We start from the raw sequence: 25,163 nt of genomic DNA on the forward strand, positions 1-25,163 counted from the left end.
CCCGGCCCGCTCACTCGAACCCGGTGCCGATACCGCGCGGGTCACTCGGCGGGGAGAGCGGCGTGTCCGGCACGTCAGACGAGGGGTCGGGGTCGTTGTAGCCGCCCGGCGCGACGTCGTTGGGCGAGTCGGGATAGTACAATGACGCCAGCGCCTGGATGTGGTCGCGGCCGACGCCGAGTTCGAACTGGCCGCCGCCGTACAGACGGATGTCTTCTTCTGCGCAGTAGGCGATAGTTTCGAGCACCGATTCGACGGTGCCACACCGTGACGGTTTCATGTTGAGCCAGATGGGTTCGAACGGCAGTTCCTCGATGCTCTCGACGCCCGTGATTGGCACGTCCCACGTGATGCGCGCCTCGCGGTCGTCGAAGACGGGTCGTGTCTCGTCGGTCAGGCCAGGGTCCTCGATAAGCGCGTCCGGGAGGCCGTCGACGACCCGGCGGTAGAAGTCAGCGTCGACGGTCACCTCTACCCCTTCGGTGTCGTACAGTCCCTTCAAATCGAGGACGCGCACGTCGTACGTCGAGAGCGAGGCCACGAACGCCTCGTCCCACTCCGGCGTCGGGTCGAGTTTGAACCCTAAATCGTCGTGTATCGCCAATAGGTCGTCCAAGCGGTCGGTCGTCGGCGGCTCGTCGCGCTCCGGGTCCGAGAGACGCGTCGAGACGACGAACTCGACGGGGTCGTACTCGTGGCCGACGGCCGTCCCGAGGTCGGTGTCGTCCTGTTTCAGCGCCAGGTCGAGCGCCGCGCTCTCGAACCCCCAGCGCCGGTAGTGGCGAAACCGCTCCTCGTCGGGCGGTTCGGGCCAGAGGTCGGCGTCGTCGAGAGCGTCGGAGAAGGCGTCGAGCGTGTACGTTCCCGAGAGGTCGATATTGTGGTCTGCGAGCGCGTGGTGGGCCTCGTTCGTGTAGGTCACGTCCTCCCCTCGGCCGGTCTCGCCGTCCCCGGAGAGGCTAACCGTCGTCGTGGCGCGGTCGAACCCGCTGGAGGTAGCCCGTTCTTGCACCTCGAACGTACAGTCCTCGACCGTCAGCGAGCGGTCCGCGACGTGCTCGTACATACCGATTGCCGACGTTCGCTGGCCTCAAAGTAGCGCCGGTCAGAAACTCAAAGCTTAAACGGCCACACCGGCAACCGACTCGCATGGCTAGCTTCGAGGCAGCGTCAGACCGACTCTTGAACAAGCAGATTTGTATGCGCTGTAACGCCCGCAACCCACAGCGCGCCGAACAGTGCCGGAAGTGCGGTTACGGCAACCTCCGCCCGAAGGCGAAGGAAGTCCGCAGCGCGTAAGCCGATTCTCGCTTTCTCCCGAACACTCTCCGACTCAGCAGCGGCGCTCTCGCTATTGTCGGACTCTCCTCACTCGTCGGGGTATTTCGGCTCGCGGCGCTCGGCCCGTTCTAAGGCCCGTTCGACGACCTCGCGCACGTCGCCGTGGAAGACGCCGCCGTGGCCCGAGTACATGTGTTCGACGCTTTCCGGCATCCGTTCCAGTAGGCCCTCGATGCTCTCGATGAGTCGCTCCCGGGACTGGTTCGGCGAATCTGTCCGACCGAACGAGCCGTCGTCGAACGCGCCGTCGTCGTGGACGACCACGTCGCCGGAGAACAGCGAGTTCTCGGAGACCAGCGAGACGTGGTCGTCGGCGTGGCCCGGCGTGTAGACTACTTCGCAGGTCTCGTCGCCGACCAGTAGTTCGTCGCCGCCTTCGATGGCGTGGTCACGGCGCGGGTGGTCGGCGTAGGCGTACAGCTCCGCGTCGAACTCGTCGAGGATGGTGTCCAGTTGCGCGACGTGGTCGCCGTGCTGGTGGGTTAGAACGACGGCGTCGACGGTGTTGGTGTGCTCTCGAATCACGTCGACGACGCCGGCCATCGCACCGGCGTCGATGAGCGTCGTCCGCTCGCCGGTGGCGAGGTAGGCGTTACAGGTGAACGTCTCGGCGTCGGCGGTGACGTTGTGTACGTCCATGGTCGGGCTGTGGGGTGCCGGCCGTTTGAGTGTACTGACAGCGCCAGCTTTAGACGCACTGCCTGCGGACCTCACCTATGGCTTCCGTCACTGTCTGGAACGAGTTTATCCACGAACGCGAAGACGACGCTGTTGCCGAAGTGTACCCCGACGGCATCCACGCGACCATCGCCGACGCCCTCGAAGCGCGGGGCCACGATACCCGCACGGCGACGCTCGACGAACCCGAACACGGTCTCACCGAGGCCGTCCTCGACGACACCGACGTGCTACTCTGGTGGGGACACGCCGCCCACGACGAGGTCGACGACGAAATCGTCGAACGAGTCGCGGCGCGCGTCCACGAGGGGATGGGCCTGCTCGTCCTCCACTCCGCACACGCCTCCAAGCCGTTCAAGCGCCTCCTCGGGACGCCCTGTGACCTGACGTGGCGCGAAGACGGCGAGCGCGAACGCTGCTGGGTCGTCGACCCCGGCCACCCGATCACCGACGGGCTGGACGACTCGCTGGTCATCGACGAGGCGGAGATGTACGGCGAACCCTTCGGCGTCCCGGAACCCGACCGACTGGTGTTCACCTCGTGGTTCGAAGGTGGCGAGGTGTTCCGAAGCGGCTGTTGCTACCGCCGCGGGCGGGGCAGCATCTTCTACTTCCGACCGGGCCACGAGACCTATCCCATCTACCACCGCGACGACGTGCAGCGAGTCCTCGACAACGCGGTTCGCTGGGCCACCCCGACCGAAGGGGCCGACGCCACTGCCGGCAACCGGAACGTCGATCCGCGCGAGTCGATATGAATACTCGCGGGCGCTCGCACGCACGCGACCTGTGCCCAAGTATCAATCCGTAGAATCGGGGGATGCCTTTTTCATCCCGAACATCATAGTTGTACACGTACTATGGGGTTCGGGAGCTACGACGAATCGGAACAAGACAACCAGGAGTACGACACAGACTTCGACGACGAGGACGGTCTCAACTCGGAGGAAAACACCCACGAAGGGGACGTAGAGTACGAGTTCACGGCATCTAACGACGAACTACTCGACCGTCTCTCAGACATCAAGGAGTCTGAAACGAATACGTGAAAACCGGGGTTCGGGCGCTCGGCATCGCCGAGTCGTATCGAAACGAAACGAGTCACCTCGCCGGAACGGTCGTTCGGGCGAGTCGCGTCGTGGACGGGTTCGTCTTTTCTTCGTGTACCGTTGGCGGGAGCGATGCCACCGACGCCGTCTGTGAAATGGTCGAGCGGCTGGACCGCGAAGACGTCCGCTATCTCTTGCTCTCGGGCATCGCGCCCGCGTGGTTCAACGTCCTCGACCTTCACGCTATCAACGACGAGACGGGACTGCCGACGATTTCGGTCACCTTCGAGTCCTCGCCGGGATTAGAGAGCGCCATCCGCGACGCCTTCGACGACGATGGCGTCGTCGCGGACCGTCTCGAAACCTACCGCGCTCAACCCACTCGGCAGCCGGTCTCGGTCAACGACGAGACGGTGTACGTCCGGGCGGTCGGACTCTGTGACGACGTGGCCGCCGGCGTGGTGCGCGGGTTCACACCAGAGGGCGGCCGCCCGGAGCCGCTGCGGGTCGCGCGCCTCGCCGCCCGAGGGCTGGTTGATGCCGACTGACGAGCGACCGCCGCCCTTGATACGGTCCGGCCCGAACACCCAGTATGGGACAGATGGAGGGACTGGACGTCCTCGCCTGCGAGCGCTGTGCGGAACTGTGTGAGTCACGCACCCAGATCGTCAACGGCGTCGGGCCGGCGGACGCCGACCTGCTGTTCGTCGGGGAAGCGCCCGGAGCCAACGAGGACGAACAGGGGAAACCGTTCGTCGGCCGCAGCGGCGACGTCTTGGACGAGACGCTCCGCGAGGTCGGGCTGGACCGCGGCGATGTCCGCATCACCAACTGCGTGCGCTGTCGGCCGCCCGAGAACCGCGACCCGCACAAGGAAGAACTGGCGAACTGCCGAGAGTATCTGGAGACGGAAATCGACCGCGTGGACCCCGAAGTCGTCGTCACGCTCGGAAAGGTGCCTGCCCAGCACCTGCTCGAACGCGACGTTGCCGTCACCAGCGAAGCCGGCGAGGTAGTGGACGTGCCTATCGAGGGGACGCCGCGACCCGTGATGGTCTGTGTCCATCCCGCGGCGACGCTGTACGATTCGAGCCAGAAAGGCACTTTCGAGGAGACGCTCCGAAAAGCCGCCGAGTTCACCGATGGCGAGAGCGGACAGCGGCGCTTAGGCGACTTCTAGGAACCCACTTTTTACTTCGGGGGTGTCCTCGGGCCTTCAGCCCTATGGGCACCCCCCATCGCAAAAACGTGGGGAAAAACAGCCGGACTCTCGGCCTTCGGCCTCGATTCCGGTGAACCGGCGGCTCGCCGCCGGATGCTCTCAGTCAGGCCTGCCCTCCCCCGGGTCGTCGCACGGAGTCGACTTCCGGCCACCACACCCGTACCGCATCCGTGACCGCACCGTAACTGGCGAAACCTGTTCGAAGGGGAACGCACTTAGCCCGCGTTCGCCTAGCCGTTTGCATGAACGTGAAGCAGACGACTGCCGAGGTGGTCGTCGTCGATTACGGGTTGGGGAATCTCCGGAGCGTCACGCGCGGGCTCGAACGCGCGGGCGCGGACGTGACTCTCTCGGAGGACCCGGCCGACTTCGACGCGGCCGACGGCATCGTCCTCCCTGGCGTGGGTGCCTTCTCCGAGGGGATGGACAACGCCGGACCGTTCCGCGAGGCCCTCTTAGAACAGGCCGAGGCCGGCAAGCCGCTGTTCGGCATCTGTCTCGGGATGCAGATGCTCCTGACCACGAGCGAGGAGGCCGACCACGCCGGACAGGGCGACGCCGAGGGCCTGAACCTCGTCCCGGGGAAGAACGTCCGCTTCTCGCGCGACCAGACGGTGCCCCACATGGGCTGGAACGAACTCGACGTAAAGCGCGACCACCCGCTCGTCGAGGGCGTCGACGGCCAGTACGCCTACTTCGTTCACTCCTATTACGCCGTCCCCGACGACGAGAACGCGGTCGTCGCCACCACCGACTACGGGACCGATTTCGCCTCTATCGTCGCCAACGAGGAAGGCAACGTCTTTGGCACCCAGTTCCACCCCGAGAAATCGGGCGAGACGGGCCTGCGAATCCTCCGGAACTACGTCGATTACTGCGTTTCCCAGCGGTAGCGGTCGATAGCGGTCGCGGTGGGGTTGCGGTGGCCGGGAGGCCGCTCCGTTGGCCGACCCGGGGAAGGGCAGGCAGACCATGGAGCATACCGCTCGCCGTCGGCGAGCGGTTTCCCGCGAATCGCGGAGCGATTCGCGCCTTTTTCGCCCACGTTTTTGCCGCGAGGGGTGGCCTTCGGCCATCCGAGCGGCAAAAAGGTGGTTGGCAAGCGTTATGGGCCGCAGTCGCCTAGTTCCAGTCGGCAGAGGGAGGCCGGCTCCCGTGCCGAGAGGCATGAGGAAAGTCCCCCCACCTGTCGGACAGGTGACCGGGCACAAGCCCGGGGCGGGAGACCGTCGGCGCTGGAACAGCAACGACACGTCGTCGCCGGACCGATGAGGTGTGCGAATCCCGAGCGATGGTCGCGTGGGCCGCGCGGCACTCCGTGCCGCGACTTCGAGGCGGCTTCACCGTCTCACGCCCCACGCTCACAACGTGGGCCACTACGTGTCCCATGCCACCGAAGCGAGGGAGAGTTAACCCACCGAGGGCCATCGCGGGCTGCTGACGCATCCCGCATACGTGGGCTGCGCGGCTCCGTGCCGCGACTTCGAGACGGCTTCGCCGTCTCGTGCCCCACGCTCACAACGTGGGCCACTACGTGCCCCACGCTCCCGGCGACGGACCGATGGAACGGCGAATCCTCACCGGTGCAAGGCCGCGTCGACAGGTAGTCCGACGCCGCGCGCGAGCGCTGGACGTGGCCGCTGAGCCGAATGCCGGCCCGAACAGAAGGGGGCTTACTCCCCTCAGCCGCTTACACTTTTCAACCGCTTACCTGAAAGTAGGCGCTAAGGCCCCTTCCTCAACGAGCGACCGGTGGGAGCGAGTAGGGAGGGGATACAGCGTTCACAAGAGCTCCGCTCTTGTGCGCGAACGAGATGCTCCGCGTCTCGTCAACGCCGTACGGTTCTCAAACACGGTCGTTGCTCGGCCCACAGACTCACGCAATCGCAACCATTTAGCACGTTGTTTGCAGTCATAACTGTCAAATACACACAGTGCCACCCGAAGGTAATGGACCGTCGGGTGGTGGTCGTGACGATGCTGGTGCTGTTGGGTGGATTGGCTGGGTGTAGCGCCGTCTCTGACGCCGTCAACGCGCCGACAGTTGCCGAACAACGCCATCCCTTCGCTGGGGAGACGGTGACAGTTGCCGTTTCCGGCACTGACCGCGAGCGAGCGCTCGCCGCGGCGGGGCTGGCCTACTGGGAGGAGAACGCCGCCAGATATGCCGGCTTTAACGTCAACTTCCGGATTCTCGAACCCGGCGAGGCACCCGACAGTGGCACGGCCGACGTACGGATGCGGTTCGTCGAGACTGTCACAGATTGTGGCGACGCGAACTACTCGGCAGGGTGTGCGCCGCGGCTCAACGCTTCCACTGCGGTCGACCGGCCGGCCGAGGTGTCGATTCAACGCGGGCTCGCCAACGAGTCGACGCGGTTGGTCGTCCAACACGAGGCAGGACACTTACTGGGCCTGTCACACGCCGACTCGCCACAGCGGGTGATGCGCCACGAGCGGACGCTGGCGACGCTGCCGCAACCGAACGCCAGCGAGCGCGCGGTGCCGTGGGCGGACCGGACGCTGACCGTCGCCGTCCTGAACGGGACCGTTCCGGCCGGGGAGCGAGCGGCCTATCACGATGAAATCGAGTACGCGCTGGCGTACGTCCGCGAGGGGGCGAACGGCACCGTCCCGGCGAACGTCACCGTGGAACGGGTGCGTGACCCCGATACAGCCGATATCGTCGTCAGGCCGACCGACTCGGCGGCCTGCCGGACCGACGCCGGGTCGTGTGCGCTCGTCGAGGGGACCGACCCGGACCGCGACGGCGCTATCGAGACGTACACGCGCGTCGAGATTCTGCTCGTGGACGTCGACACCGACGCGACGAGCTGGCACGTCGCCCGCCAACTGCTCGACGCGCTCGGAGCCAGCCGCGAGGGATTCCCGGACCCGCTGGTCGACGCGACCTACGACGAGCGACGGGGCGAGTGGTATGGCTAGGGAGCTTAGAAGCGAGCGACGCGAACGAGAATCTCCGAAAAGCGAACCGTGAAGCAGTAGCGAGCGACGAGTCCCGCTGTGGTCGTCAGTCGTGAAGTCGGGCGGGTCCGATGGTTACAAGCGGCCGCCGGGCGGAGGCGGGAGTATGACCGCCGCCGATCTCATCGACGCCGTCCGCGACGACCAGCAGACCGAACTCTCCAGACTGGGCTCCTCGAAGACGCTGTACGCCGACACGCGCGGCGAGATGGAACCCGATGTCGTCCGTGCGGCCGCGGCCGCCCGCGAAGCGGCCGCTCGCGACACCTTCGAGTCGTGGGCCGACGACAGCGACGGCGAGGCCGCGGACCTCTTCACCGAAGCGGCCGACGACGCCGCGGAGCGGCTGGACGGACTGGACGCCGACCCGGCCGACCGCGAGTTCGCCATGCACGAGGTACTCGACGCGTTTCAGGAAACTATCGAACGCCTCGGCGGGTTACTGGGCTGGACGCTCGTCGACCAGAAGGTGAAGGGACAACTCACCGGCTTCTTCACCGGACAGGCCGATCCGCAGACCGCGAGTACGTTCCGCAGTGCCGGGAACGACGTGGAGGCGCTCCGCGAGGAAACGGTGGATCTGCTCGAAGCGACTTGCGAGGACGAGGACGACTGGGACACCGCCGAGGCGGCCGCTGTCGAGGTAATCTCGGCCGCCTACGAGGACTACTTCGAGACGCTCGAAGACTTAGGCGTCAATCCCAAACCGGTCTGTTAAGCGCCGCGTTACTATCCCTCGCCGAATCGACGACGAGGCCGGGCCAAACACCACTACGCTGTCACATGTGCGGTCGCGATTTCGACGGCCTTCGCAATCACACCGACGGGAACGAGAAGTGGTGGCTCGTCGTCGAGGACCCCGACGACCTACCACTCGACGTACAAGTACCCTGATTTCGGGCGGCAATCATCGCTTATCTTTTCGGGGCTTCTTCTTTCGGTCGAACCTTCGCTGCTGCTCCGCGGTTCCTTACGGTCACCGCTCCGCCGAGGGTCGTGCCTTGCGAAACCCTCGCTCGCCTCGCGGCTTCGCCGCTCGGACATTCCGAGGGACCTCGTTTCACTCGGTCCCTCGCTAGCCTCAAGTTTATCCAGCCCCTTCCTCGCACAATGAGTGACGCCGGAGGTCCCCTCTCGATAGACCGCCCCGACGCCGACAGCGAGTTCCGCGTAGACGCCCCGTTCGACCCCGCTGGCGACCAACCAGAGGCTATCCAGCAGTTGGCCGACGGCTACCGACAGGGGATGGACGAACAGACGCTGCTGGGCGTGACCGGCTCCGGGAAGACCAACACCGTCTCGTGGGTCATCGAGGAGATACAGAAGCCGACGCTCGTCATCGCCCACAACAAGACGCTCGCCGCGCAGCTCTACGAGGAGTTCCGCAACCTCTTCCCGGACAACGCCGTCGAGTACTTCGTCTCCTACTACGACTACTACCAACCGGAAGCCTACGTCGAGCAGACGGACACGTTCATCGACAAGGACGCCTCCATCAACGACGAGATCGACCGCTTGCGCCACTCCGCGACCCGATCGCTACTCACGCGCGACGACGTCATCGTCGTCGCCTCAGTCTCGGCCATCTACGGTCTCGGTGACCCGCGTAACTACATCGACATGTCGATGTCGCTGGAGGTCGGCCAGGAGATAGAGCGCGACGAGTTGCTGGGGCGACTAGTGGACCTGAACTACGAGCGCAACGACGTGGACTTCACGCAGGGCACCTTCCGCGTGCGCGGGGACACGCTCGAAATCTATCCGATGTACGGCCGCTACGCCCTGCGTGTGGAGTTCTGGGGCGACGAGATTGACCGGATGCTGAAGGTCGACCCATTGGAGGGAGAAGTCGTCCGCGAGGAACCGGCGGCGCTGGTCCACCCGGCAGAACACTACTCGATTCCCGAACAGCGGCTCCAGCGGGCAATCGACGAGATCGAGGAGCAACTCGAACAGCGAATCAGCTACTTCGAGCGCAAGGACGACGCCGTCGCCGCCCAGCGAATCGAGGAGCGGACGCGGTTCGACTTAGAGATGATGCAGGAGACGGGCTACTGCTCGGGCATCGAGAACTACTCGATTCACCTCTCGGACCGCGAGAGCGGTGAAGCGCCCTACACGTTGCTGGATTACTTCCCCGAGGATTTCCTCACCGTCGTCGACGAGTCCCACCAGACGCTGCCCCAGATTCGTGGCCAGTTCGCGGGCGACAAATCGCGCAAGGAGAGTCTCGTCGAAAACGGCTTTCGCCTACCGACAGCGTTCGACAACCGCCCGCTCACCTTCGAGGAGTTCGAGGAGAAGACCGGCAAGACCCTGTACGTCTCGGCGACGCCAGGCGACTACGAGCGCGAAGAGAGCGAACAAGTCGTCGAGCAGATTGTCCGCCCGACCCACCTCGTGGACCCGGCTATCGAGACGGCCGACGCGACCGGGCAGGTCGAGGACCTGCTCTCGCGCATCGACGACCGGGTGGAACGCGACGAGCGCGTCCTCGTCACCACGCTCACCAAGCGGATGGCCGAGGACCTCACGGAGTACCTAGAGGAGTCGGGCGTCGACGTGGCCTACATGCACGACGAGACCGACACGCTGGAACGCCACGAACTCATTCGCTCGCTCCGACTCGGCGAGATAGACGTCCTCGTGGGAATCAACCTCTTGCGGGAAGGATTGGACATCCCGGAGGTGTCGCTAGTGGCGATTTTAGACGCCGACCAGGAGGGATTCCTCCGTTCGGAGACGACTCTCGTTCAGACGATGGGCCGGGCGGCGCGAAACGTCAACGGCGAAGTCGTCCTCTATGCCGACGACACCAGCGACGCCATGGCCTCGGCCATCGAGGAGACCCAGCGCCGCCGGGAGATTCAGCGGGCGTACAACGAGGAACACGGCTTCGAACCGACGACCATCGAGAAAGAAGTCGGCGAGACGAATCTCCCCGGGAGCGGGACCGACACCAGCGACGTGACTGGCGATGGACCGGCCGACGACGACGAAGCCGCACGTCGGGTCGAGCAGTTGGAGGAGCGGATGGAGGAGGCCGCGAACAACTTAGAGTTCGAACTGGCCGCCGACATCCGTGACCGTATTCGGGAACTGCGTGAGGAGTTCGGCCTCGCGGGCGGCGACGAGGACGACGGTGGCGTCCCCGCACCCGGTCCGGACTTCTGAGAACCTGCGAGCCGGCTGGTTCGGCCCGACACTTATCCTCCGAGCGGGCGTCGTCTCGATATGACTGTCTATGAGACCGACGTGCCGGGCGTGGGCAAAAAGTTCGAGGTGGAACTCGGCGGCGGCGAGCGACTCGTCATCGTGCTCCACCACGACGGCAAGCGCGAGGTGTTCCACAAGGACAATCCGGATGCGGATGCCGACCGCCTGTTCTCGCTGTCGGGCCAGCGGGCCCGCGAGATCGGAGCTATCCTGCAGGGCGCGTACTTCCAACCGGTCGACATGGACTCGGTGGACGTGCCGCTGGGCGACGCCATCATCGAGTGGATCGACGTCGCCGACAGCTCGCCGCTGGCGGGCCAGACACTCGCCGACGCGAAGGTCCGCCAACGAACGGGTGTCTCCATCATCGCCATCCAGCGTGATTCCGAGACGCTTCCGAACCCCAGTCCCGAGGATACCATCGTCGCGGGAGACATCCTCGTGACCCTTGGAACCCGTGACGAGCAAGTCGCCGTCGAAGCGCTAGTCGCCGGCGACGATGGCTGATCTGCTCCTCGAAGTCGGCGTCGCCGTCGCCGGGGTCGCCGCCGCCGGTGCGCTGGCGAGTCGGGTGGGGGTGTCGGTCATCCCCGCGTACATCCTCGTCGGCGTCCTGCTGGGGCCGAACGCGCCCACGTCGGTTCTCGGTGTCCCAGTTACCCTCGTGAGTGATAGCGAGGTGATAGCCGTGTTGGCCGAACTCGGTGTCGTCTTCCTCCTCTTCTTTCTCGGGCTGGAGTTCAGCGTCGAGCAGTTGCTTCGCGACCGCCGGTCCATCACGTCAGTCGGCCTCCTCGACTTCGTCGTCAACTTCGGCGTCGGCCTCGCCATCGGCTTCGCCTTCGGATGGACGCTCGTCGAGACGCTGTTTTTGGCGGGCATCGTCTACATCTCTTCCAGTGCCGTCGTCACGAAGTCGCTCATCGAGACGGGATGGATAGCCAACGACGAGTCGGGCCCCATCCTCGGGACGCTCGTCTTCGAGGATATCCTCATCGCCGTCTATCTCGCGCTACTCGCCGCGGTCACGAGCGGTGGCAGCCTCCGGGACGCCGCCGTCTCCGTCGGCGTCGCGTTCCTCTTTCTGGGCGCGCTGGCGGCCCTCGCGTGGTACGGGTCCGCGTGGTTCGAGCAGCTCTTTCGAACGGGCTCTGACGAGTCGTTCATCCTCCGCGTCGTCGGCCTGACGACGCTCGTCGCGGGCGCGGCGCTCGCCCTCGGCGTCAGCGAGGCCGTCGCCGCCTTCTTCCTCGGCACCGGGCTCAGCCAGACTACCCACGTCGAACGGATCGAGCACATCGTCTCGCCCGCTCGCGACCTCTTCGCCGCCGTGTTCTTCTTCGCCATCGGCCTCTCGACGGACGTCACGCTCCTGGCGAGCGTCGCCGGGCTGCTCGCGGTGGCCGTCGTCGCCACCACTGCCAGCAAACTCGTCAGCGGGACGCTCTCCGGTCGCATCTACGGCCTCGACGCCCGGCGCTCCGCTCGCGTCGGACTGGGACTCGTCCCGCGGGGTGAGTTCTCGCTCGTCCTCGTCGCACTCGCGACCGACGTCGGGACGGGCCGTCTCGGGTCGGTGCTTCCCGCCTTCGCCGTCGGCTACGTCCTCGTGATGAGCGTCGTCGGCTCGGTGCTGGTCCAGCGTGCCGACGGCCTCACCGACGCTGTCCTCTCGCTGACGAACGACGCTGACGCAGGGTAACACGGCGAACGACCGGCGTTCGCGTCGTCGACAGTCTGCAGCGGCTTCTTCGCGACTTATCGACGAGAGCATCGCGGCTAGCCTACGATGAGCAGCAGTTAAACGGCGCTACGTGTGTTTGGTATCGCGGATAGTGATTTATCGGCCCTGCGCTTTCGAATACCGATTCGGCCGCAAAAGAGCGCGTGAGCCACCGAAACCGCCGAGAGCGTCGAAACTCTTCTGTGGCTGGAAAGCGATGTCGTCCTATGGTCGCCGAGAGTGCCGTTACAGTCGAGGACGCGCGAATCCACTACCGAGAGGTCGGCGATGGACCCCCCGTGGTTCTCCTCCACGGCGGCATCATCGACGCCGCGCACGTCTCGTGGCCGCCGGTCGTCGAGCGACTCGCTTCCGACGCACACGTCGTCGCCCCCGATATGCTAGGCTACGGCGAGAGCGAACTGGTCGAGGGGTCGTACTCGATTCCGCGTCACGCCAAGGTAATTTCGGGGTTCCTCGACCAGTTGGATCTCGGTCCCGTGACGCTCGTGGGAACCTCGCTTGGCGGTGGCGTCGCCATCCAACTCGCACTCGACCGTCCCGACCTCGTCGAGACGCTCGTCCCCATCGACCCGTTCGGACTCGGCCGTGAACTGCCCAACGGCTTGCTCTCGTATGGTCTCGCCCGCGTGCAGGTGTTCAACAAACTCGCTATCGCCGCGTTTCGGCGGAGTAGACGCTTCACGCGGGCGAGTCTCGACGGCATCGTCTACGATCTCGACGCGCTCTCCGAATCCGCTGTCGACGCCGTCTATCGAGAGGTCCAGCGTCCCACCGCCGGCGCGGCCTTTCGCCGGTTCCGCGAAGCGGAGGTGACTCGTGACGGCTATCGAACGACGTTCACCGGCCGGTTCGGAGACCTCTCGGTGCCGACGCGACTGCTCCACGGCGCACACGACGAGTTGTTCCCGGTGGCGTGGGCAGAGAGAGCTGCCGACCGGATTCCCGACGCCGAACTTCAGGTCCTCGACGACTGCGGCCACTGGGCTCCGCGCGAGCGCCCGGACGTGGTAGCGTCGCACGTCAACGACGCGATTGGCGGCTTCTAGCGCTCGAACGGGGTGCTTCGCTGAATTGTGGCTCGATGCGGTTCTCCAGCTCGATATATTTTATATCGCTATAGGAAATACCGATATTCGGTCTCGATAGCTGCGGGTATCAGTACTTACCGACGGTCCACGGCCGCCGCTCTCGGAGGACGTTCTCGTAGCGCGAGTTTCTCAGCTACCCTAAATCCCCACCGACGCTTCTACGGGGAGTTCGCTGCACTCAGACAGTCGGGCGACAAAATTAGACACATCTAAAAATCTGCTTCGATAGAAACTACTTTACCCTTCGGCGTATCATCTCCCGCTATACGCAAACGTATGATGTCTACTCGAACGAGACCGAATCCGCCGCTACGGCGGGGCAGGGTCACGATAGCTGTCGAACGGCACAGCGGTCCGCTGGACTCACTGAACGGGCGTGAGCGGTGCGAACGAACGCCGAACTACTGGTAGTATGACCGCACTACAGACTCTCGCGGTCAGGCTGGCGCAACTGTTCGCCATCACGCCGACCGAGGCGTGGAACATTTTCGTCTTCTCAGTGCGGGACGGCTTCGTGCAGGTCAGCGCGTTCGTCGCAGTCACCGTCCTCCTGTTCAGCTACGTCCAGTACCGCACCGGCGGGCGAATCATCACGTTCCTCGAAGCGAACGAGCGACTCCAGCCCATCGCCGGTGCACTGCTTGGATTGACCCCCGGGTGCGGTGGCGCGATCGTCGCCATGCCGCTGTACATCCGTGGGACGATCAGCTTCGGAACCGTCGTCGCTACGCTCGCAGCGACGGCCGGTGACTCCGCGTTCATCATCCTCGCGCTCGCGCCCGAGGCTGGACTGTACGCGTACGGACTGGCGTTCGTTGCCGCCGTTCTCTTCGGCTACGCCATCGACAGCTGGGGACTCGGTATCGGACGGGTCGATAGCGCCGTCGCCCGACTCGGTCGCCCGATGACCGACGGCGGGTTCGCTACGACGAGCGTCGCCAGCGGCGGCCCGAGTGTCGCCGGCTACGAGGGCGAGCAGTGCGGACACGACCACGAGAGACCAAGTGAGGCCGGAGCGATGACGACGCTCAGCCACGCAGCCCACGTCCTCTGGTGGGCCGTCGCCGTCGCCGGACTCGTCGCGGGTGTGCTGTATCTGGTTCGCGGCGCGCCCGAAGTGCCATTGGAAGCCGCGCCGACGTTCTTCGGCCTCTTTACTGTCGCCGGTCTCACGGGGACGACGCTGTCGTTTTACCTCCACTTCGTCGGTCGGCGGTACATCGGCGAAGGCGACGCGGGGCGAGTTCGCGAGGACTTCGCCAGCACCTACGAGACGTTTCAGCACGCCGCGATGGAGACGAGCATGGTGACCGTCTGGGTGCTCGCGGCGTACCTCCTCTACGAGTACGGGATGGCGATTTTCGCACTGGACATCGGGACGCTCGCGGCGGCCGCGGGAGTGTTCGCACCCATCGCCGGTGCGCTGCTCGGACTCGTTCCCGGCTGTGCGCCGCAGATCGTCTTCGCCACGCTCTACGCGGAACAGCAGATCCCGTTCTCCGCGCTGACCGCGAACGCTATCAGCCAGGACGGCGACGCGCTATTCCCGTTGATGGCCATCGACATGAAAGCCGCCGTCGTCGCCACCATCTACACCACGATTCCGGCCCTGATTACGGGGATCCTCCTCCACTACTTCTGGCCGTTTGCCAGTTTCGGGTTCGGGGTGCTCTGAGGGACCCTTCGCCTCGGCAGCGTTTTCCGCCCGTCGACCGAACGTAGCGCACATGCCACCGGTTCCGTCGCACTGTCATGTCGAGACGCACCTCCCGCCCGCCGTTCGAGCGTACTTCGTCGCCGAACTGGAGACGCTCGACGACTACCTTAAACTGGTGCCGGACACCATCGACGCGGGGACCGGCGACGCCACCGTCGGTCCCGTGCAAGCCGTTCCGTGGGTGTACGTCCCCGATCTGACCGGGTGGCGCGGCTTTGCACTCGCCCGGCTACTGGCCGCGGAACGGGACTGTCCCTGCTACCAACTCTCCGCGCTTGCGCGCGACGGCGTCTCCTCGCTGTGGGGCGCAATCGAGCAGAGCGCTGACGGCCCGGTCGTCATCCACGTCGAACTCCGGGGCGACACCGGCCCGATTCCAGGGACCCTTCGAGAAGCGGTTCGGCGCGGCTTCGACCAGCCTCCACAGTCGGCGGGCGATGGCGACCCCGTCTCGGGCGACCCGTCGAACCTCGTCGTCGTGCTCACCGACACCCAGCCCTCGAAGCGACTGACGTCGCCGCTGCCCGCCGCCACGTCGCCGGTCAGCGGGGCCGTCCTCTCGTACGCGCCACGGGACAGCATGACACCGGAACAGCCCGACGGAACGACGGCGCTCGACGCACCACCCGCCATGCAGGACCGAACCGCGCGCCTCGTGGAGCTGCTCTCGGGGGCGCTCGACGGCGTGGGTAATTCCGACCAACGAGAGCGATTCGTGGACGACGCAGTCGAGGCGCTCACCATCACGCAGTCCACGATCGGCCGGCAGGACCTGCTGTTCGACGTTTCGCCGCGGGTGGCGCTGAAACACGGTCATCGACTGGAGCAGGTCGGGCCAGCCGAGGCACTCTCGGGACTCCGCCGGGACATCCTCGCGGGCGTCCCACAGAGTCCGGGCAGCGCGGACCTTCGGCGGACGCTCGCGGACCTCCTCCCCGAGTGACTACGGCGGTCGAAACCGCTGGGGGAGCGGTCGCTCGGCGCGCTCGACGAGACGCGACACCCGGTCGGCCATCGGCGGATGCGTCGAGAGCCATCTCGACAGCGCACTGTCGTCGCCGTGGACGTACAGCGGCGTTAGCGGACCAAGTTGCGGCGTCGAAGCCCGCTCGATCTTGCGAAGCGCCCGTGCGAGCGCCAGCGGGTTCCCGGTCACCTCGACGGCCCGGTCGTCGGCGGCCCATTCTCGCCGACGGGAGTACGCGAGCACCAGCAGCGTCACGCCCAGTCCGAGCACTGCGACGGCCTGCAACGCGGTGTGCTGGGTTCGGCCGAGCCACGACCGGGACCACGACGACGGGTCGCCCCGAAGCATCGCTGTTGCCCGGGCGACCCCACCTATGAGGACGACGATCGGAAACACGAGGAGGCCGACCAGTCCGACGAGACTCTGCGTGAGGCTGTACGCGAGCGTCTGGACGAGCGCGTCCCGTCCTTCGAGATGCGCCAGTTCGTGTGCCAGGAGCGCTTCCATCTCCTCGACCGAGAGGAAGCCGAACAGCCGTCTGTCGACGACGATAGCCGACCCGAAGCCGCCGATAGCGAAGGCGTTGGGTACCGGGAGGCGAGCGATTAGCAACGTCGGCATCCCGACCTCCATCCGGGCGACGAGACGCTCCAGCCGTTGGTACACTGACGGCGCACGCGAACGCGGGAGGACCACGGCGTCCAGCGACCGCTTGAGTCGTGTCGTCCCCGTCCAGTAACTTATTAATCCGAGAACGACCGTGGTCGCTACGATGGTGAGTGCGAGCGTCGCCGGCGAGGGTCGGGACGCCCAGAGCGAGACCAGCACTCGGTAGCCGACGACGGCGACGAGTAGATACGCCGTCAGCGACGCCAACCCGAGTGCCACGAGCCCTACCCGTCGTCCGTTCATACGGATGCTACTCCGAGCGGCGGCGAAACACCTTCGGTCGCTCGTTCTCTCCATGGAGCGCCGTTCCGGTAGTGGCGGTCTCGTGTCACGTCCGCTCGCAATTTGATGGTGAGATGTACCACAAGGATATTAAATGACAGCATGCATGTGGTAGTACAAGGAATTCCGACGACCGAACAGTCGGTCCTTTCCGGAACGATGGAAGTACAAGAACACACGACCGAGAACCGGAACGGCATCGAAAAACGCACGGGTTGCCGTAGACGGACCGCCGGGTCGTCCACACTGCCTACCGAGTGGATGGGCGGAGGCACTCGCTGACTAACGAGAAAACGATGACGAGTGATAAGATCGAGGACGGGCGTCTCGCTGACGCCTCGAACGTGTTGGTACTCGCCCCGCTGACACCGGCGGGTAACAGCGCGTTCCTCGAACTCATAACGGCGACGAGTGCCCCCGCCGAGACGAACGTGGTGGCAATCACCTACACGCAGCCGCCGGACACCTGGATAGAAGACTGGAAGAGCCAGATCGGCGAACTACCCGGCGCGCTCGCGTTCACCCACGCGAACGGCGCGGAGGTGACCAACGAAATCGAGAGTTCGTCGGTCCGTGACAACACGTCGATAACGGTCTCGAAAGTGAACCCGCGCGAGCCGATGGACATCATCGCGCCGGTCACGGAGTCGCTGACCCGCTGGCGAAACAACGACAGACAGACCGTCGTCTCCGTCCAGACGCTCACACTCCTCCTCGAATACGTGGACTTCGATACGGCGTTTCGCTATCTCCACATCCTCACCCACCGGGTGCAGGACGACGCCATCGGGTTCTACCAGATGGACCCGGATGTCCACGACGAAGAGACGATCAACACGCTTAAGCCGCTGTTCGACGCGGTCGTCGAGGTCGAAGACGGCGAGTGGCGCGTCGCCGAGACGTTCGCCGAGAACGAGCGCGTCTCGACGGACGACCACGCCCAGCGCCACGATACGTCCGAAGCCGAGGCAGAACTCGAATCCGAAGAACAGGGCGTTCTCGGAGCCATCAGCGGCGTCCTCGAACGGTTTTCCGGTTTCGGTGGGTCGGACGACACGACCGCACCCACTGCGAGCGAACCGACCGAGACGACCGACGCGGCAGGCTCGTCGCCATCCTCGGAACCCACGGATAGCCCCTCGGAGTCGGTGGATGCGGACGCCGAGGCCGAGGCAGATGCGGCCGCGTCGTTGGACACCACAGCAGACCCGCCCGCGAGGGCCGACGGCGAACCCGAATCTGTCTCGGTGGCCGACACGGACGTAGACGGACTCGAGACGAATGAGGCGGAGATCGAACAGATCCCCGACGAGGCGATGATGACCGACGAGGACCTCATCTGCCAGTTGCTCACCAAGTACGGGGGCCGGATGAAACAGACCGACGTCACCGACGAGACGACGTGGTCGAAGTCCACGGTGAGCCGCAAACTCTCCGCGATGGAGGAGAAGGGGATCATCACTCGGGTGCAGGTCGGCCGCGGGAACCTCGTCTTCCTCGCAGGCTACGAACCGGAGTCCGCGAAGTCGCCGTTCCTCCAGGAGGAAACCGACTGAGACCGATACTATGAATATGACACACTCACTACGGCATGACCAGTACGCCACCGTTCGACGACGACGTGGTACGCAACCAACGAGTTGCGGCGCACATCGCGTGACTGGGGCCGAACACTACTGACACATGCCGAACCAAGCGACTGTCCTGATAGTCGACGACGAGCAGCCGATTGCCGATGGCTACGCCCAGTGGCTATCCGGAGAGTATGCCGTCAGGACTGCCTACAGCGGTACGGACGCACTCGACAAACTGGACGGGGACGTCGATATCCTCCTTCTCGACCGCCGAATGCCGGATATCTCCGGTGAGGAGGTACTCGACGTTCTCAACGAACGAGGCCTCGACTGTCGCGTCGTGCTGGTCTCGGCGGTCGAACCCGACTTCGACATTCTGGAACTCGGATTCGACGCCTATCTCGAGAAACCGGTCTCCGAACCCGCGGAGCTTCGAGACGCCGTCGAGACGTGTCTTCGCCGTTCGGAGTACGATAACCAGATGCAGGAGTTCCTCTCGCTGGCATCGAAGAAAGCGGCGCTGGAGTCGAAAAAGAGCAACGCCGAACTCGACAGCAGCGAGGAGTACGACACGCTCCAGAGTGAACTGTTGCGTCTTCGCACCGAACTTTCGGATACGACCGGCGCGCTCGACGACCAGGACCTCCGGGCCGAGTTTCAGAACAACCGAGAGTGAGCCACTGTCTGGGTTTCGGTCCCCTGGACAAGGCTCTGTAGGGCCGGCGTTCGTCCGTGATGGCAAGATGACCGGCTGTTCTCCCTCTCGCGTTTCGACCCGCATTCCCGGGACCGAAGTGAGCCGTGGGCCGTTCCAAGCGAGCGAAGCTAGAATCCGTTATCTAGCAGCCACTATCTTTTTCCTCCGGCACGTAGCGTTACGAAGCGAGATACGGAACGCCACCGGCGTCCTCAAGAAGCGACGGAGTGAGTTCGAACGCACGTTGTGGGAGTTTCGAATCACGGCGTACGGCCTGAAGATCGGTTCGCCCCTCGACGGCATTCGAGACGTCACGGAGCCGGACATAGACCGGCCCGAAGAAGCCGACCTGACGTACGAGGTGGCGAAAGCAACTGGACGCGAGGTGGCAGCTACTGATGACGACTGATAAGAATACTGCCGATCGGACGACGTCGACAGAGAGCGACCGCATCCTCTTGCTGATCGATCACAAGCAGAACCGCGACCTGCTCGTAAACTTGCTCGCTGCGTCCTACGATGTCGTCGTCGGCGAGGGGGGCACAGATATCGAAGAACGCTTCGACCTCTGTATCGTCGACGAGACGCTCTTCTCCCGGTGCCGAGACCGGCTGGAAAAGAGGAAAGACGACGAGGGAACCACGTTTCTGCCATATCTGTTGGTGAGTTCCGAGGAGTCGCCGGTTCGCAACCCGGTGACGTGGCAGTACGTAGACGAAGTCATCACGACGCCGGTCGCGAAGGCGGTCCTGACGGCGCGTATCGACGGATTGCTCGAACGACGGCAACTCTCGGTAGCGCTGGCCCGCGAAAAGGAGCAGAGTGAACAGCGCTTTCGGACGCTCTTCGAGACGGGACCGGACCCGGTTTTCGTGCTGGACTCGGGGGGCCACATTCAGGCGGTCAACGAGACGTTTCGGACGCTGACACGCCTCGAAGTGGGAGAGATCTCCGGAAAGCGATTCGAGGAGATCGACACGTTCCCCCCGGAGACGGCGGCGACGCTGACGGAGTCCCACGATGGTAACCCGGTGACCGTGAGCTACGTCACGCCGGACGACGAGACACGTTACGCGGAAGTGAACACGGCGTACACTCCGGAAGACAGGGAAACCGGCGAGATAATCGGCGTGTTGCGAGACGTCACTGAGCGTCGCCAACACAAGCGACAGCTCGAACGGCAGAACCGGCGGCTCGACGAGTTCGCGTCGATGTTGGCGCACGAACTGCGAAATCCGCTGGGTATCGCACAGATGTATCTCGGAATGGCGAAACAGGGGGAGAAAGCGGCCTTCGAGCAGATAACCGACGCGCTCGACCGGATGGAGATGATGATCGACACGCTGCTCGACCTGGCCCGGCGGAGTGAGGCCGTCGACGACACAACACAGATCAGCCTCGCTACCGTCGCCAAGGAGGCGTGGAGAACCGTCGAGACGGCCAACGCGACACTGGACTGTGTGGCCGGTGAATCCCTCGTCGCGGACGCCGACCGTCTGGGCGTCGTCTTCGAGAACCTCTTTCAGAACGCCGTCGAACACGGTGGACCGGCGGTGGCGGTGGAAGTGGATAGCTACGACGACGGCTTTTACGTCGCGGACGACGGGTCCGGGATCGACGCCGACCAGCGGGAGATAATCTTCGAGCGGGGATACAGCGCCGCCGACGACGGCGTCGGCATCGGGTTGACCATCGTCCGACGGATCAGTGAGGCCCACGGGTGGCGGGTAGAAGTCGGCCAAAGCGACGCCGGGGGCGCACGGTTCGACATCAGCGGCGTCGAGTTCCGGTGAGACGGCGGTCCGTGGCAGCCGGCTCAGTGCCGGTGTGGATCGGTTTTTCTCATCCAGACGGTAGCAAGTTCGTTATCGTCTCGACGGTCACGAGAGCGCCTGTCACGCTGGTCCCGGATAGACGGTCAGCTGCTGCGTAGGAACTCCTTAGTCGTATGTGACCACCCCTCACGAATCAACCTGCGTTTCCCGCCGACCAGGCGATAAACTGACTATTTCAGTAAAGTTTTCTAACCATTTCACGACACTCGAATGACCATTTCATGACAGCCTATTAATTGTTATTGAGGGTGTACGGGCCGTTTATCGTTTCTGCCAACAGTAGGTGCAGATGGCTAAATCGCCGAATTTCGGGGCTAGTGAAGCTTACTGAACGGGTGAAACAGTTACGAAGCGTCCGAAACAATCCGGGCCAGCGGTGGGACTAATTATGAGGATGTTTATCGGCTGAAAGAGTACGTTTCCCCGGAAGGAATCCTCTGGTGGCCGGTTTCCACGAACGGTTGCGTCGAAACCGTCTGCAACCGCTGAGACGGATTTAAGTCCTTATTACCCCGTACTCTGTAAGACTGAGTAGAGCAATGAGCACGATGCAGAACCCTACCGAGCAATCCGAGATCGAAGACGACCGCTCCGAGGCCGACGACGACGCCACGCGTGTGCGTGATCTGGCTAAAGACGACATCTTCCACCTCCTGCAGAACCGCCGTCGCCGCGACGCACTCCGCTATCTCGAAGGAGAAGACGAGGAAGTCCGCATGCGCGACCTCGCAGAGCAGGTGGCCGCGTGGGAACACGACACGACGGTACAGGCGCTCACCAGCGACGAGCGCCAGCGCGTCTACATCGCGCTGTACCAGTCCCACCTGCCGAAGCTCGACGACGAGGGCGTCATCGAGTACAACCAGAGCCGTGGGATCGTCAAGCGCACGGCCGTCGCCGACCAACTCTCGCCGTACCTCGACGCCGACGAGGACGACGCCGACGAGTCTGTCGATGAGCCGGAAGGGTCCAACGCACCGTACTACAGTGGGGCGCTCGGCCTGAGTACCCTCGTGGTCGGGAGCGCGGCCGCGGGACTGGCACTGCCGACGATGCTCGCGGTCACTGTCGTCGGACTCGTGGCGCTCACGCTGTTTACGATGGTCACTAACGGCGTTCTGGCGTAATCGTCCTTCACTCTCACCTGCTCGGTTCGGCGGGTATCTCGGGCCGTCGCGCCCGACATCCGCCGTCGTGCTCTTTTTCACCTACCGACAGGCACTGCGCGTGAGAGATTCACTAACGACATCGAGCGCTACGACCGAAACGCTCTGCTAAAACGGGCGACGGCAACGAGCAGTCGAGGGCGAGCGGACATCTTCGGACCACACTGTCAGCAGTGCGTGAAGCGGAGAGAACAACCACTGCTGTCGGAGAGCCGACATAGAGAGCGGTCACCGATGTCAGAAGGGAAGAAACTGCTGTGGTCGCGACGACGAAGTCAGTGGCTGGCGGTACCGGAGTGGAGGACAGGGTGTGTCAGTCGTCGGCGACCGACGGATCGGAGGCGGTATCGCTGTCCGTCGTCGTGACTTGGTCGCCGAGTGCAGACTCGTTTATCAGCCGTTCGTAGACGCATCCGTGGCCAGGGCCGTTCAGGTGGTAGCCGTCGCCCAGCGTGTACTCGTCGACGATTGCCGCTTCCTCGTCGTCCGTATCCGCGAGTGGTCGCAACGTCTCGACGAAGTCGAACTCAGCGGCGACGGCGTCGAGGATGCGGTTGTACTCGGTGATGGCCTGCTGAACGTTCGGGTTCTTCTCTATATACTTCTCGCCCGCGGTCAGTATCTTGAGGACGACGAGTTGGTCGACGTCTACGTCCTCAGCCCGTTCGAGGTAGTCGCGCAGGTTCGCCTCGAACTCCGTCTTCGAAACGTACGTTCGCTGCCGTGAGCGATCGCGTAGCTGTTTGATGGCGTAACTGCTGGCTCGGCTGACGAACTCGAAGGGGACTGAGGTCAGGAGGCTCTTTTCGTTCTTCGAGAGTAGTCGCGGCGCACAGTCCACGATTCCGATCTGCAAGACGACGTAGTCGGGTGAGTACAACTCGAGCTTTCGCCCCGGAAATCTGACTTTCTCCGCCCGCAGGTCGTCGGTCGTCTTCCCACTTTGCGAGCGATTGACGATGTGGGCAAAGCGCGCGTCGTTTCGGAGGTGACCTGGCCAGGTCTCCTCGTAGGGGACGGTCTGTCGCGGGAGCGGTAGCGAGTCTCCCTGTATCAGTAGTGTCTCGTTCATGTTGTTATTCCCCCTGACACCGCCCGGCGACGGCGTGCCGGGTCGATCGCAGTCGCATATCGAGATCGTTCGTAATCGCGTTGCATTCGGTAGCTCAGTTTGTCTTCCGCTGCTTTGGCCTTCGGTCGGCTTCCGTCTGATGGCCGTTCGATAGTTACTCGGGTGGTCATTGTTTCGACCGTACCATCTCGTCAGGTGCGATTGGGTGGTCGAGGGTGGCGTCGAGCCAGCTCGCGACGTCGTTGATTCGGAGTTTCGTCCGCGGGGCGAGTTCGTGGATGGACTCGCTCTCCGGGAACAGCTGCTGGTCCATGTTGTTGTCGGCGTAGATGCGGTCCCGATCCGGCCACGCCGTATCGAACGCTTCGACCACGGGCAACTTCCGTCGCAGGAACTTCTCCATCTGGTTGATGCGGTACGAGTCGTGCGGGCGATTGGGCGGTCGGTGGCGGAGGATGTCGTCGTCGATCTGCTTGAGCGCTTCGAGGAACACCCGATCGTTGCGATGTTCCGGCGGCGTCAGCAGGTGCCACTCGACGAGCTCGGCGTCGGCGGCGATGAAGCTCTCGATGTAGTTGTCGGCCAGATGCGCCCGGAACGGTAGCGTGGGCTTCAGTTTGACACCCAGGAGGTCGATGGCATTGTACACCGAGTCCGCCCGGTCGAGACACTGCTCGAAGGCCGGTTGGATCGTCTCCTCGGCGAACTGCTGTCCAGCCGTCTCGTCGAACATGTCCCAGTCGTGTCCGTTCGTCTCGGCGTCCGGGAAACAGCCAAGTAACCCACAGTAGTGACTCGACACGTCGGGGTCCGGTTCGAGTCGGTTGCGCGGCAGCGTATGTCCAAAGACTTCGAACCCATCCCGCGGGAGGAAGTATCCGCGGAACATCGTATCGAAGAACAGGCCGTGGTAGATGCTGTCTGCCTGAATCTCGGGGTCGTTGCCGCGGTGGTGGATGTGTAAGGACTCGCGCAACCCCTGTGTGTACTGCACCACGTCGTACAGCGTCTGGAGGTAACTGGCGTCGACCTCCAGAATGTCGTGGTCGGCTCCGTACTGGTCGGCGAGCAGGCGCGCGACCTGCACCTCGTCGGCGTCCGGCGAGCCGATGGAGTAACAGCGGTCGATGTCGTCTATCTGCGAGAGGATTATCCGCGAGTCGTACCCGGCGCTCAACAGTAGTCCGTTGTGTCCGGGCAGTCCACCTCGTCGTTTGAGCGCGCGCTCCATGCGATCGGCCAGTTCGCCCGCGTAGTCGAACTCCGTGGGCTGATAGACGAACCGACGTAACTCGCCGGTCTCCTCGGGGCCGAGATAGCCGTCGAAGGGCGCACGCTCTAACTCCTCGATCGTCGTTCGGTCGGTGAAGACGTTCCCAAAGTGCGTGAACTCGCGGATCGCGTCCCAGTACGGCGTCGCGTCGTCGATGGTGCGACCGACGTGAGCGGCGTCGCTCCCGAAGACGCGGACGCCGGGAGCGTCGGTGTAGTAACACTCCCAACTGCGAAGCTGGTCCGTGAAGACTCGGGCGATGCCGTCTCGTTCGATGACGGCTAGATACGATCCGTTGACCGTCCCGAGGGCGTTCGCTCCTTGCTCGCCGAACGCGTCGTAGAGGTGTTTCGCCGTCGATGTACTCCCAGCGTCGTCGATAAACGCCTCACCCCAGAGGACACAGAGCCCGTCTTCGCCGTCGTAAACCTGCGTCCGGCCGGGGAGTCCGAGAGCGACGTCACTAACGCCGACAGTCACCTGCCTGCCTTCCAGCACGCGGTCGTACTTCGTTGGAGTGGCGAACTGGTCGAACGCCTCGCGGTCGCCGAATACTCCGAATACCTCTGTGTTCATCAGTGGGAA

The 25,163-nt window shown here is 64.2% G+C and carries 24 protein-coding genes and 1 other RNA gene; 20 read left to right on the plus strand and 5 right to left on the minus strand.

Annotated features, from left to right (window positions below; translation table 11 throughout):
• Positions 1-10 precede the first annotated feature (10 nt).
• Positions 11-1,066, minus strand: coding sequence for an enolase-like domain-containing protein (locus E4S61_RS09035; RefSeq protein WP_135303611.1), 1,056 nt, complete (start codon positions 1,064-1,066; stop codon positions 11-13).
• Between the two features lie 83 nt (positions 1,067-1,149).
• Between E4S61_RS09035 and E4S61_RS09040 the strand changes: the two genes are divergently transcribed.
• On the plus strand, positions 1,150-1,299 hold the full coding sequence (locus E4S61_RS09040) for a 50S ribosomal protein L40e (RefSeq protein WP_135303612.1): 150 nt from the start codon (positions 1,150-1,152) through the stop codon (positions 1,297-1,299).
• Positions 1,300-1,368: 69 nt separating this feature from the next.
• On the opposite strand, the gene E4S61_RS09045 is transcribed toward E4S61_RS09040, so the two are convergent.
• Entirely contained in the window at positions 1,369-1,980 is a 612-nt protein-coding gene (locus tag E4S61_RS09045) for an MBL fold metallo-hydrolase (RefSeq protein WP_135303613.1), read from the minus strand.
• A 77-nt stretch (positions 1,981-2,057) separates the two neighbouring features.
• On the opposite strand from E4S61_RS09045, the gene E4S61_RS09050 reads away from it, so the two are divergent.
• From E4S61_RS09050 to E4S61_RS09115, 14 genes are all read left to right on the plus strand, one after another.
• Positions 2,058-2,777, plus strand: coding sequence for a ThuA domain-containing protein (locus tag E4S61_RS09050; RefSeq protein ID WP_135303614.1), 720 nt, complete (start codon positions 2,058-2,060; stop codon positions 2,775-2,777).
• 102 nt (positions 2,778-2,879) lie between these two features.
• The gene (locus E4S61_RS09055) at positions 2,880-3,068 is read left to right on the plus strand and encodes a DUF5786 family protein (protein ID WP_135303615.1); all 189 of its coding nucleotides are present in this window, start codon (positions 2,880-2,882) and stop codon (positions 3,066-3,068) included.
• Positions 3,065-3,616 (plus strand): endonuclease dU, encoded by a 552-nt coding sequence (locus E4S61_RS09060; RefSeq protein ID WP_135303616.1) that lies wholly within the window; start codon positions 3,065-3,067, stop codon positions 3,614-3,616. Before E4S61_RS09055 ends, E4S61_RS09060 begins: the two co-directional genes overlap by 4 nt.
• A gap of 44 nt (positions 3,617-3,660) precedes the next feature.
• Complete coding sequence (locus E4S61_RS09065; RefSeq protein ID WP_135303617.1) at positions 3,661-4,248, plus strand: uracil-DNA glycosylase; 588 nt, start codon at positions 3,661-3,663, stop codon at positions 4,246-4,248.
• 284 nt (positions 4,249-4,532) lie between these two features.
• Positions 4,533-5,183, plus strand: a complete 651-nt coding sequence (gene hisH / locus E4S61_RS09070) for an imidazole glycerol phosphate synthase subunit HisH (protein WP_135303618.1) — start codon at positions 4,533-4,535, stop codon at positions 5,181-5,183.
• A 241-nt stretch (positions 5,184-5,424) separates the two neighbouring features.
• Positions 5,425-5,978: RNase P RNA component (rnpB, locus tag E4S61_RS09075), an RNA gene on the plus strand.
• Positions 5,979-6,240: 262 nt separating this feature from the next.
• The gene (locus E4S61_RS09080; RefSeq protein WP_135303619.1) at positions 6,241-7,236 is read left to right on the plus strand and encodes a matrixin; all 996 of its coding nucleotides are present in this window, start codon (positions 6,241-6,243) and stop codon (positions 7,234-7,236) included.
• A 145-nt stretch (positions 7,237-7,381) separates the two neighbouring features.
• Entirely contained in the window at positions 7,382-7,993 is a 612-nt protein-coding gene (locus E4S61_RS09085) for a rubrerythrin family protein (RefSeq protein WP_135303620.1), read from the plus strand.
• Between the two features lie 392 nt (positions 7,994-8,385).
• Positions 8,386-10,449 carry an excinuclease ABC subunit UvrB gene (uvrB, locus tag E4S61_RS09090; RefSeq protein WP_135303621.1) on the plus strand — a complete coding sequence of 688 codons (2,064 nt, stop codon included), beginning with the start codon at positions 8,386-8,388 and terminating at the stop codon, positions 10,447-10,449.
• 60 nt (positions 10,450-10,509) lie between these two features.
• A complete protein-coding gene (locus E4S61_RS09095; RefSeq protein WP_135303622.1) occupies positions 10,510-10,998 on the plus strand; it encodes a cation:proton antiporter regulatory subunit in 489 nt (162 codons plus the stop codon).
• Positions 10,991-12,193 (plus strand): cation:proton antiporter, encoded by a 1,203-nt coding sequence (locus E4S61_RS09100; RefSeq protein ID WP_135303623.1) that lies wholly within the window; start codon positions 10,991-10,993, stop codon positions 12,191-12,193. The genes E4S61_RS09095 and E4S61_RS09100 overlap by 8 nt, the downstream gene beginning before the upstream one ends.
• A 248-nt stretch (positions 12,194-12,441) precedes the next feature.
• Positions 12,442-13,284: an alpha/beta fold hydrolase gene (locus E4S61_RS09105; protein WP_135303624.1), complete on the plus strand. Its 843-nt coding sequence runs from the start codon at positions 12,442-12,444 to the stop codon at positions 13,282-13,284.
• Positions 13,285-13,738: 454 nt separating this feature from the next.
• Positions 13,739-15,001: a putative manganese transporter gene (locus tag E4S61_RS09110; RefSeq protein WP_135303625.1), complete on the plus strand. Its 1,263-nt coding sequence runs from the start codon at positions 13,739-13,741 to the stop codon at positions 14,999-15,001.
• Between the two features lie 52 nt (positions 15,002-15,053).
• Positions 15,054-15,986, plus strand: a complete 933-nt coding sequence (locus tag E4S61_RS09115; protein ID WP_135303626.1) for a hypothetical protein — start codon at positions 15,054-15,056, stop codon at positions 15,984-15,986.
• Here the strand turns inward: E4S61_RS09115 and E4S61_RS09120 are convergent, their stop codons facing one another.
• On the minus strand, positions 15,987-16,922 hold the full coding sequence (locus E4S61_RS09120) for a M48 family metallopeptidase (RefSeq protein WP_135303627.1): 936 nt from the start codon (positions 16,920-16,922) through the stop codon (positions 15,987-15,989).
• Positions 16,923-17,257: 335 nt separating this feature from the next.
• Here E4S61_RS09120 and E4S61_RS09125 point away from each other — a divergent pair, with 335 nt between their 5' ends.
• From E4S61_RS09125 to E4S61_RS09145, 5 genes are all read left to right on the plus strand, one after another.
• Complete coding sequence (locus tag E4S61_RS09125; RefSeq protein WP_135303628.1) at positions 17,258-18,517, plus strand: helix-turn-helix transcriptional regulator; 1,260 nt, start codon at positions 17,258-17,260, stop codon at positions 18,515-18,517.
• Positions 18,518-18,644: 127 nt separating this feature from the next.
• Entirely contained in the window at positions 18,645-19,211 is a 567-nt protein-coding gene (locus tag E4S61_RS09130) for a HalX domain-containing protein (protein WP_135303629.1), read from the plus strand.
• Between the two features lie 67 nt (positions 19,212-19,278).
• A complete protein-coding gene (locus tag E4S61_RS09135) occupies positions 19,279-19,641 on the plus strand; it encodes a P-loop NTPase family protein (RefSeq protein WP_135303630.1) in 363 nt (120 codons plus the stop codon).
• Complete coding sequence (locus E4S61_RS09140; RefSeq protein ID WP_135303631.1) at positions 19,631-21,025, plus strand: ATP-binding protein; 1,395 nt, start codon at positions 19,631-19,633, stop codon at positions 21,023-21,025. Before E4S61_RS09135 ends, E4S61_RS09140 begins: the two co-directional genes overlap by 11 nt.
• A 581-nt stretch (positions 21,026-21,606) precedes the next feature.
• Positions 21,607-22,194, plus strand: a complete 588-nt coding sequence (locus E4S61_RS09145; RefSeq protein WP_135303632.1) for a DUF7344 domain-containing protein — start codon at positions 21,607-21,609, stop codon at positions 22,192-22,194.
• A 352-nt stretch (positions 22,195-22,546) separates the two neighbouring features.
• Here the strand turns inward: E4S61_RS09145 and E4S61_RS09150 are convergent, their stop codons facing one another.
• Both E4S61_RS09150 and E4S61_RS09155 read right to left on the minus strand, forming a co-directional pair.
• Positions 22,547-23,305, minus strand: coding sequence for an SGNH/GDSL hydrolase family protein (locus tag E4S61_RS09150; RefSeq protein WP_135303633.1), 759 nt, complete (start codon positions 23,303-23,305; stop codon positions 22,547-22,549).
• A gap of 166 nt (positions 23,306-23,471) precedes the next feature.
• Positions 23,472-25,154 carry an asparagine synthase-related protein gene (locus tag E4S61_RS09155; RefSeq protein WP_135303634.1) on the minus strand — a complete coding sequence of 561 codons (1,683 nt, stop codon included), beginning with the start codon at positions 25,152-25,154 and terminating at the stop codon, positions 23,472-23,474.
• Positions 25,155-25,163: the final 9 nt, after the last annotated feature.

The organism is Haloarcula amylovorans, assembly GCF_004681185.1.
GTDB lineage: Archaea > Halobacteriota > Halobacteria > Halobacteriales > Haloarculaceae > Haloarcula > Haloarcula amylovorans.

Coding starts and splice junctions, on each gene's coding strand:
- E4S61_RS09050 (WP_135303614.1), top strand. CDS start 2,058: ATGGCTTCCGTCACTGTCTGGAACGAGTTTATCCACGAACGCGAAGAC.
- hisH (WP_135303618.1), top strand. CDS start 4,533: ATGAACGTGAAGCAGACGACTGCCGAGGTGGTCGTCGTCGATTACGGG.
- E4S61_RS09115 (WP_135303626.1), top strand. CDS start 15,054: ATGCCACCGGTTCCGTCGCACTGTCATGTCGAGACGCACCTCCCGCCC.
- E4S61_RS09135 (WP_135303630.1), top strand. CDS start 19,279: ATGACCGGCTGTTCTCCCTCTCGCGTTTCGACCCGCATTCCCGGGACC.
- E4S61_RS09155 (WP_135303634.1), bottom strand. CDS start 25,154: ATGAACACAGAGGTATTCGGAGTATTCGGCGACCGCGAGGCGTTCGAC.
- E4S61_RS09110 (WP_135303625.1), top strand. CDS start 13,739: ATGACCGCACTACAGACTCTCGCGGTCAGGCTGGCGCAACTGTTCGCC.
- E4S61_RS09095 (WP_135303622.1), top strand. CDS start 10,510: ATGACTGTCTATGAGACCGACGTGCCGGGCGTGGGCAAAAAGTTCGAG.
- E4S61_RS09140 (WP_135303631.1), top strand. CDS start 19,631: ATGACGACTGATAAGAATACTGCCGATCGGACGACGTCGACAGAGAGC.
- E4S61_RS09055 (WP_135303615.1), top strand. CDS start 2,880: ATGGGGTTCGGGAGCTACGACGAATCGGAACAAGACAACCAGGAGTAC.
- E4S61_RS09130 (WP_135303629.1), top strand. CDS start 18,645: ATGCCGAACCAAGCGACTGTCCTGATAGTCGACGACGAGCAGCCGATT.
- E4S61_RS09045 (WP_135303613.1), bottom strand. CDS start 1,980: ATGGACGTACACAACGTCACCGCCGACGCCGAGACGTTCACCTGTAAC.
- E4S61_RS09040 (WP_135303612.1), top strand. CDS start 1,150: ATGGCTAGCTTCGAGGCAGCGTCAGACCGACTCTTGAACAAGCAGATT.
- E4S61_RS09125 (WP_135303628.1), top strand. CDS start 17,258: ATGACGAGTGATAAGATCGAGGACGGGCGTCTCGCTGACGCCTCGAAC.
- E4S61_RS09085 (WP_135303620.1), top strand. CDS start 7,382: ATGACCGCCGCCGATCTCATCGACGCCGTCCGCGACGACCAGCAGACC.
- E4S61_RS09035 (WP_135303611.1), bottom strand. CDS start 1,066: ATGTACGAGCACGTCGCGGACCGCTCGCTGACGGTCGAGGACTGTACG.
- E4S61_RS09150 (WP_135303633.1), bottom strand. CDS start 23,305: ATGAACGAGACACTACTGATACAGGGAGACTCGCTACCGCTCCCGCGA.
- E4S61_RS09080 (WP_135303619.1), top strand. CDS start 6,241: ATGGACCGTCGGGTGGTGGTCGTGACGATGCTGGTGCTGTTGGGTGGA.
- E4S61_RS09145 (WP_135303632.1), top strand. CDS start 21,607: ATGAGCACGATGCAGAACCCTACCGAGCAATCCGAGATCGAAGACGAC.
- uvrB (WP_135303621.1), top strand. CDS start 8,386: ATGAGTGACGCCGGAGGTCCCCTCTCGATAGACCGCCCCGACGCCGAC.
- E4S61_RS09120 (WP_135303627.1), bottom strand. CDS start 16,922: ATGAACGGACGACGGGTAGGGCTCGTGGCACTCGGGTTGGCGTCGCTG.
- E4S61_RS09065 (WP_135303617.1), top strand. CDS start 3,661: ATGGGACAGATGGAGGGACTGGACGTCCTCGCCTGCGAGCGCTGTGCG.
- E4S61_RS09105 (WP_135303624.1), top strand. CDS start 12,442: ATGGTCGCCGAGAGTGCCGTTACAGTCGAGGACGCGCGAATCCACTAC.
- E4S61_RS09100 (WP_135303623.1), top strand. CDS start 10,991: ATGGCTGATCTGCTCCTCGAAGTCGGCGTCGCCGTCGCCGGGGTCGCC.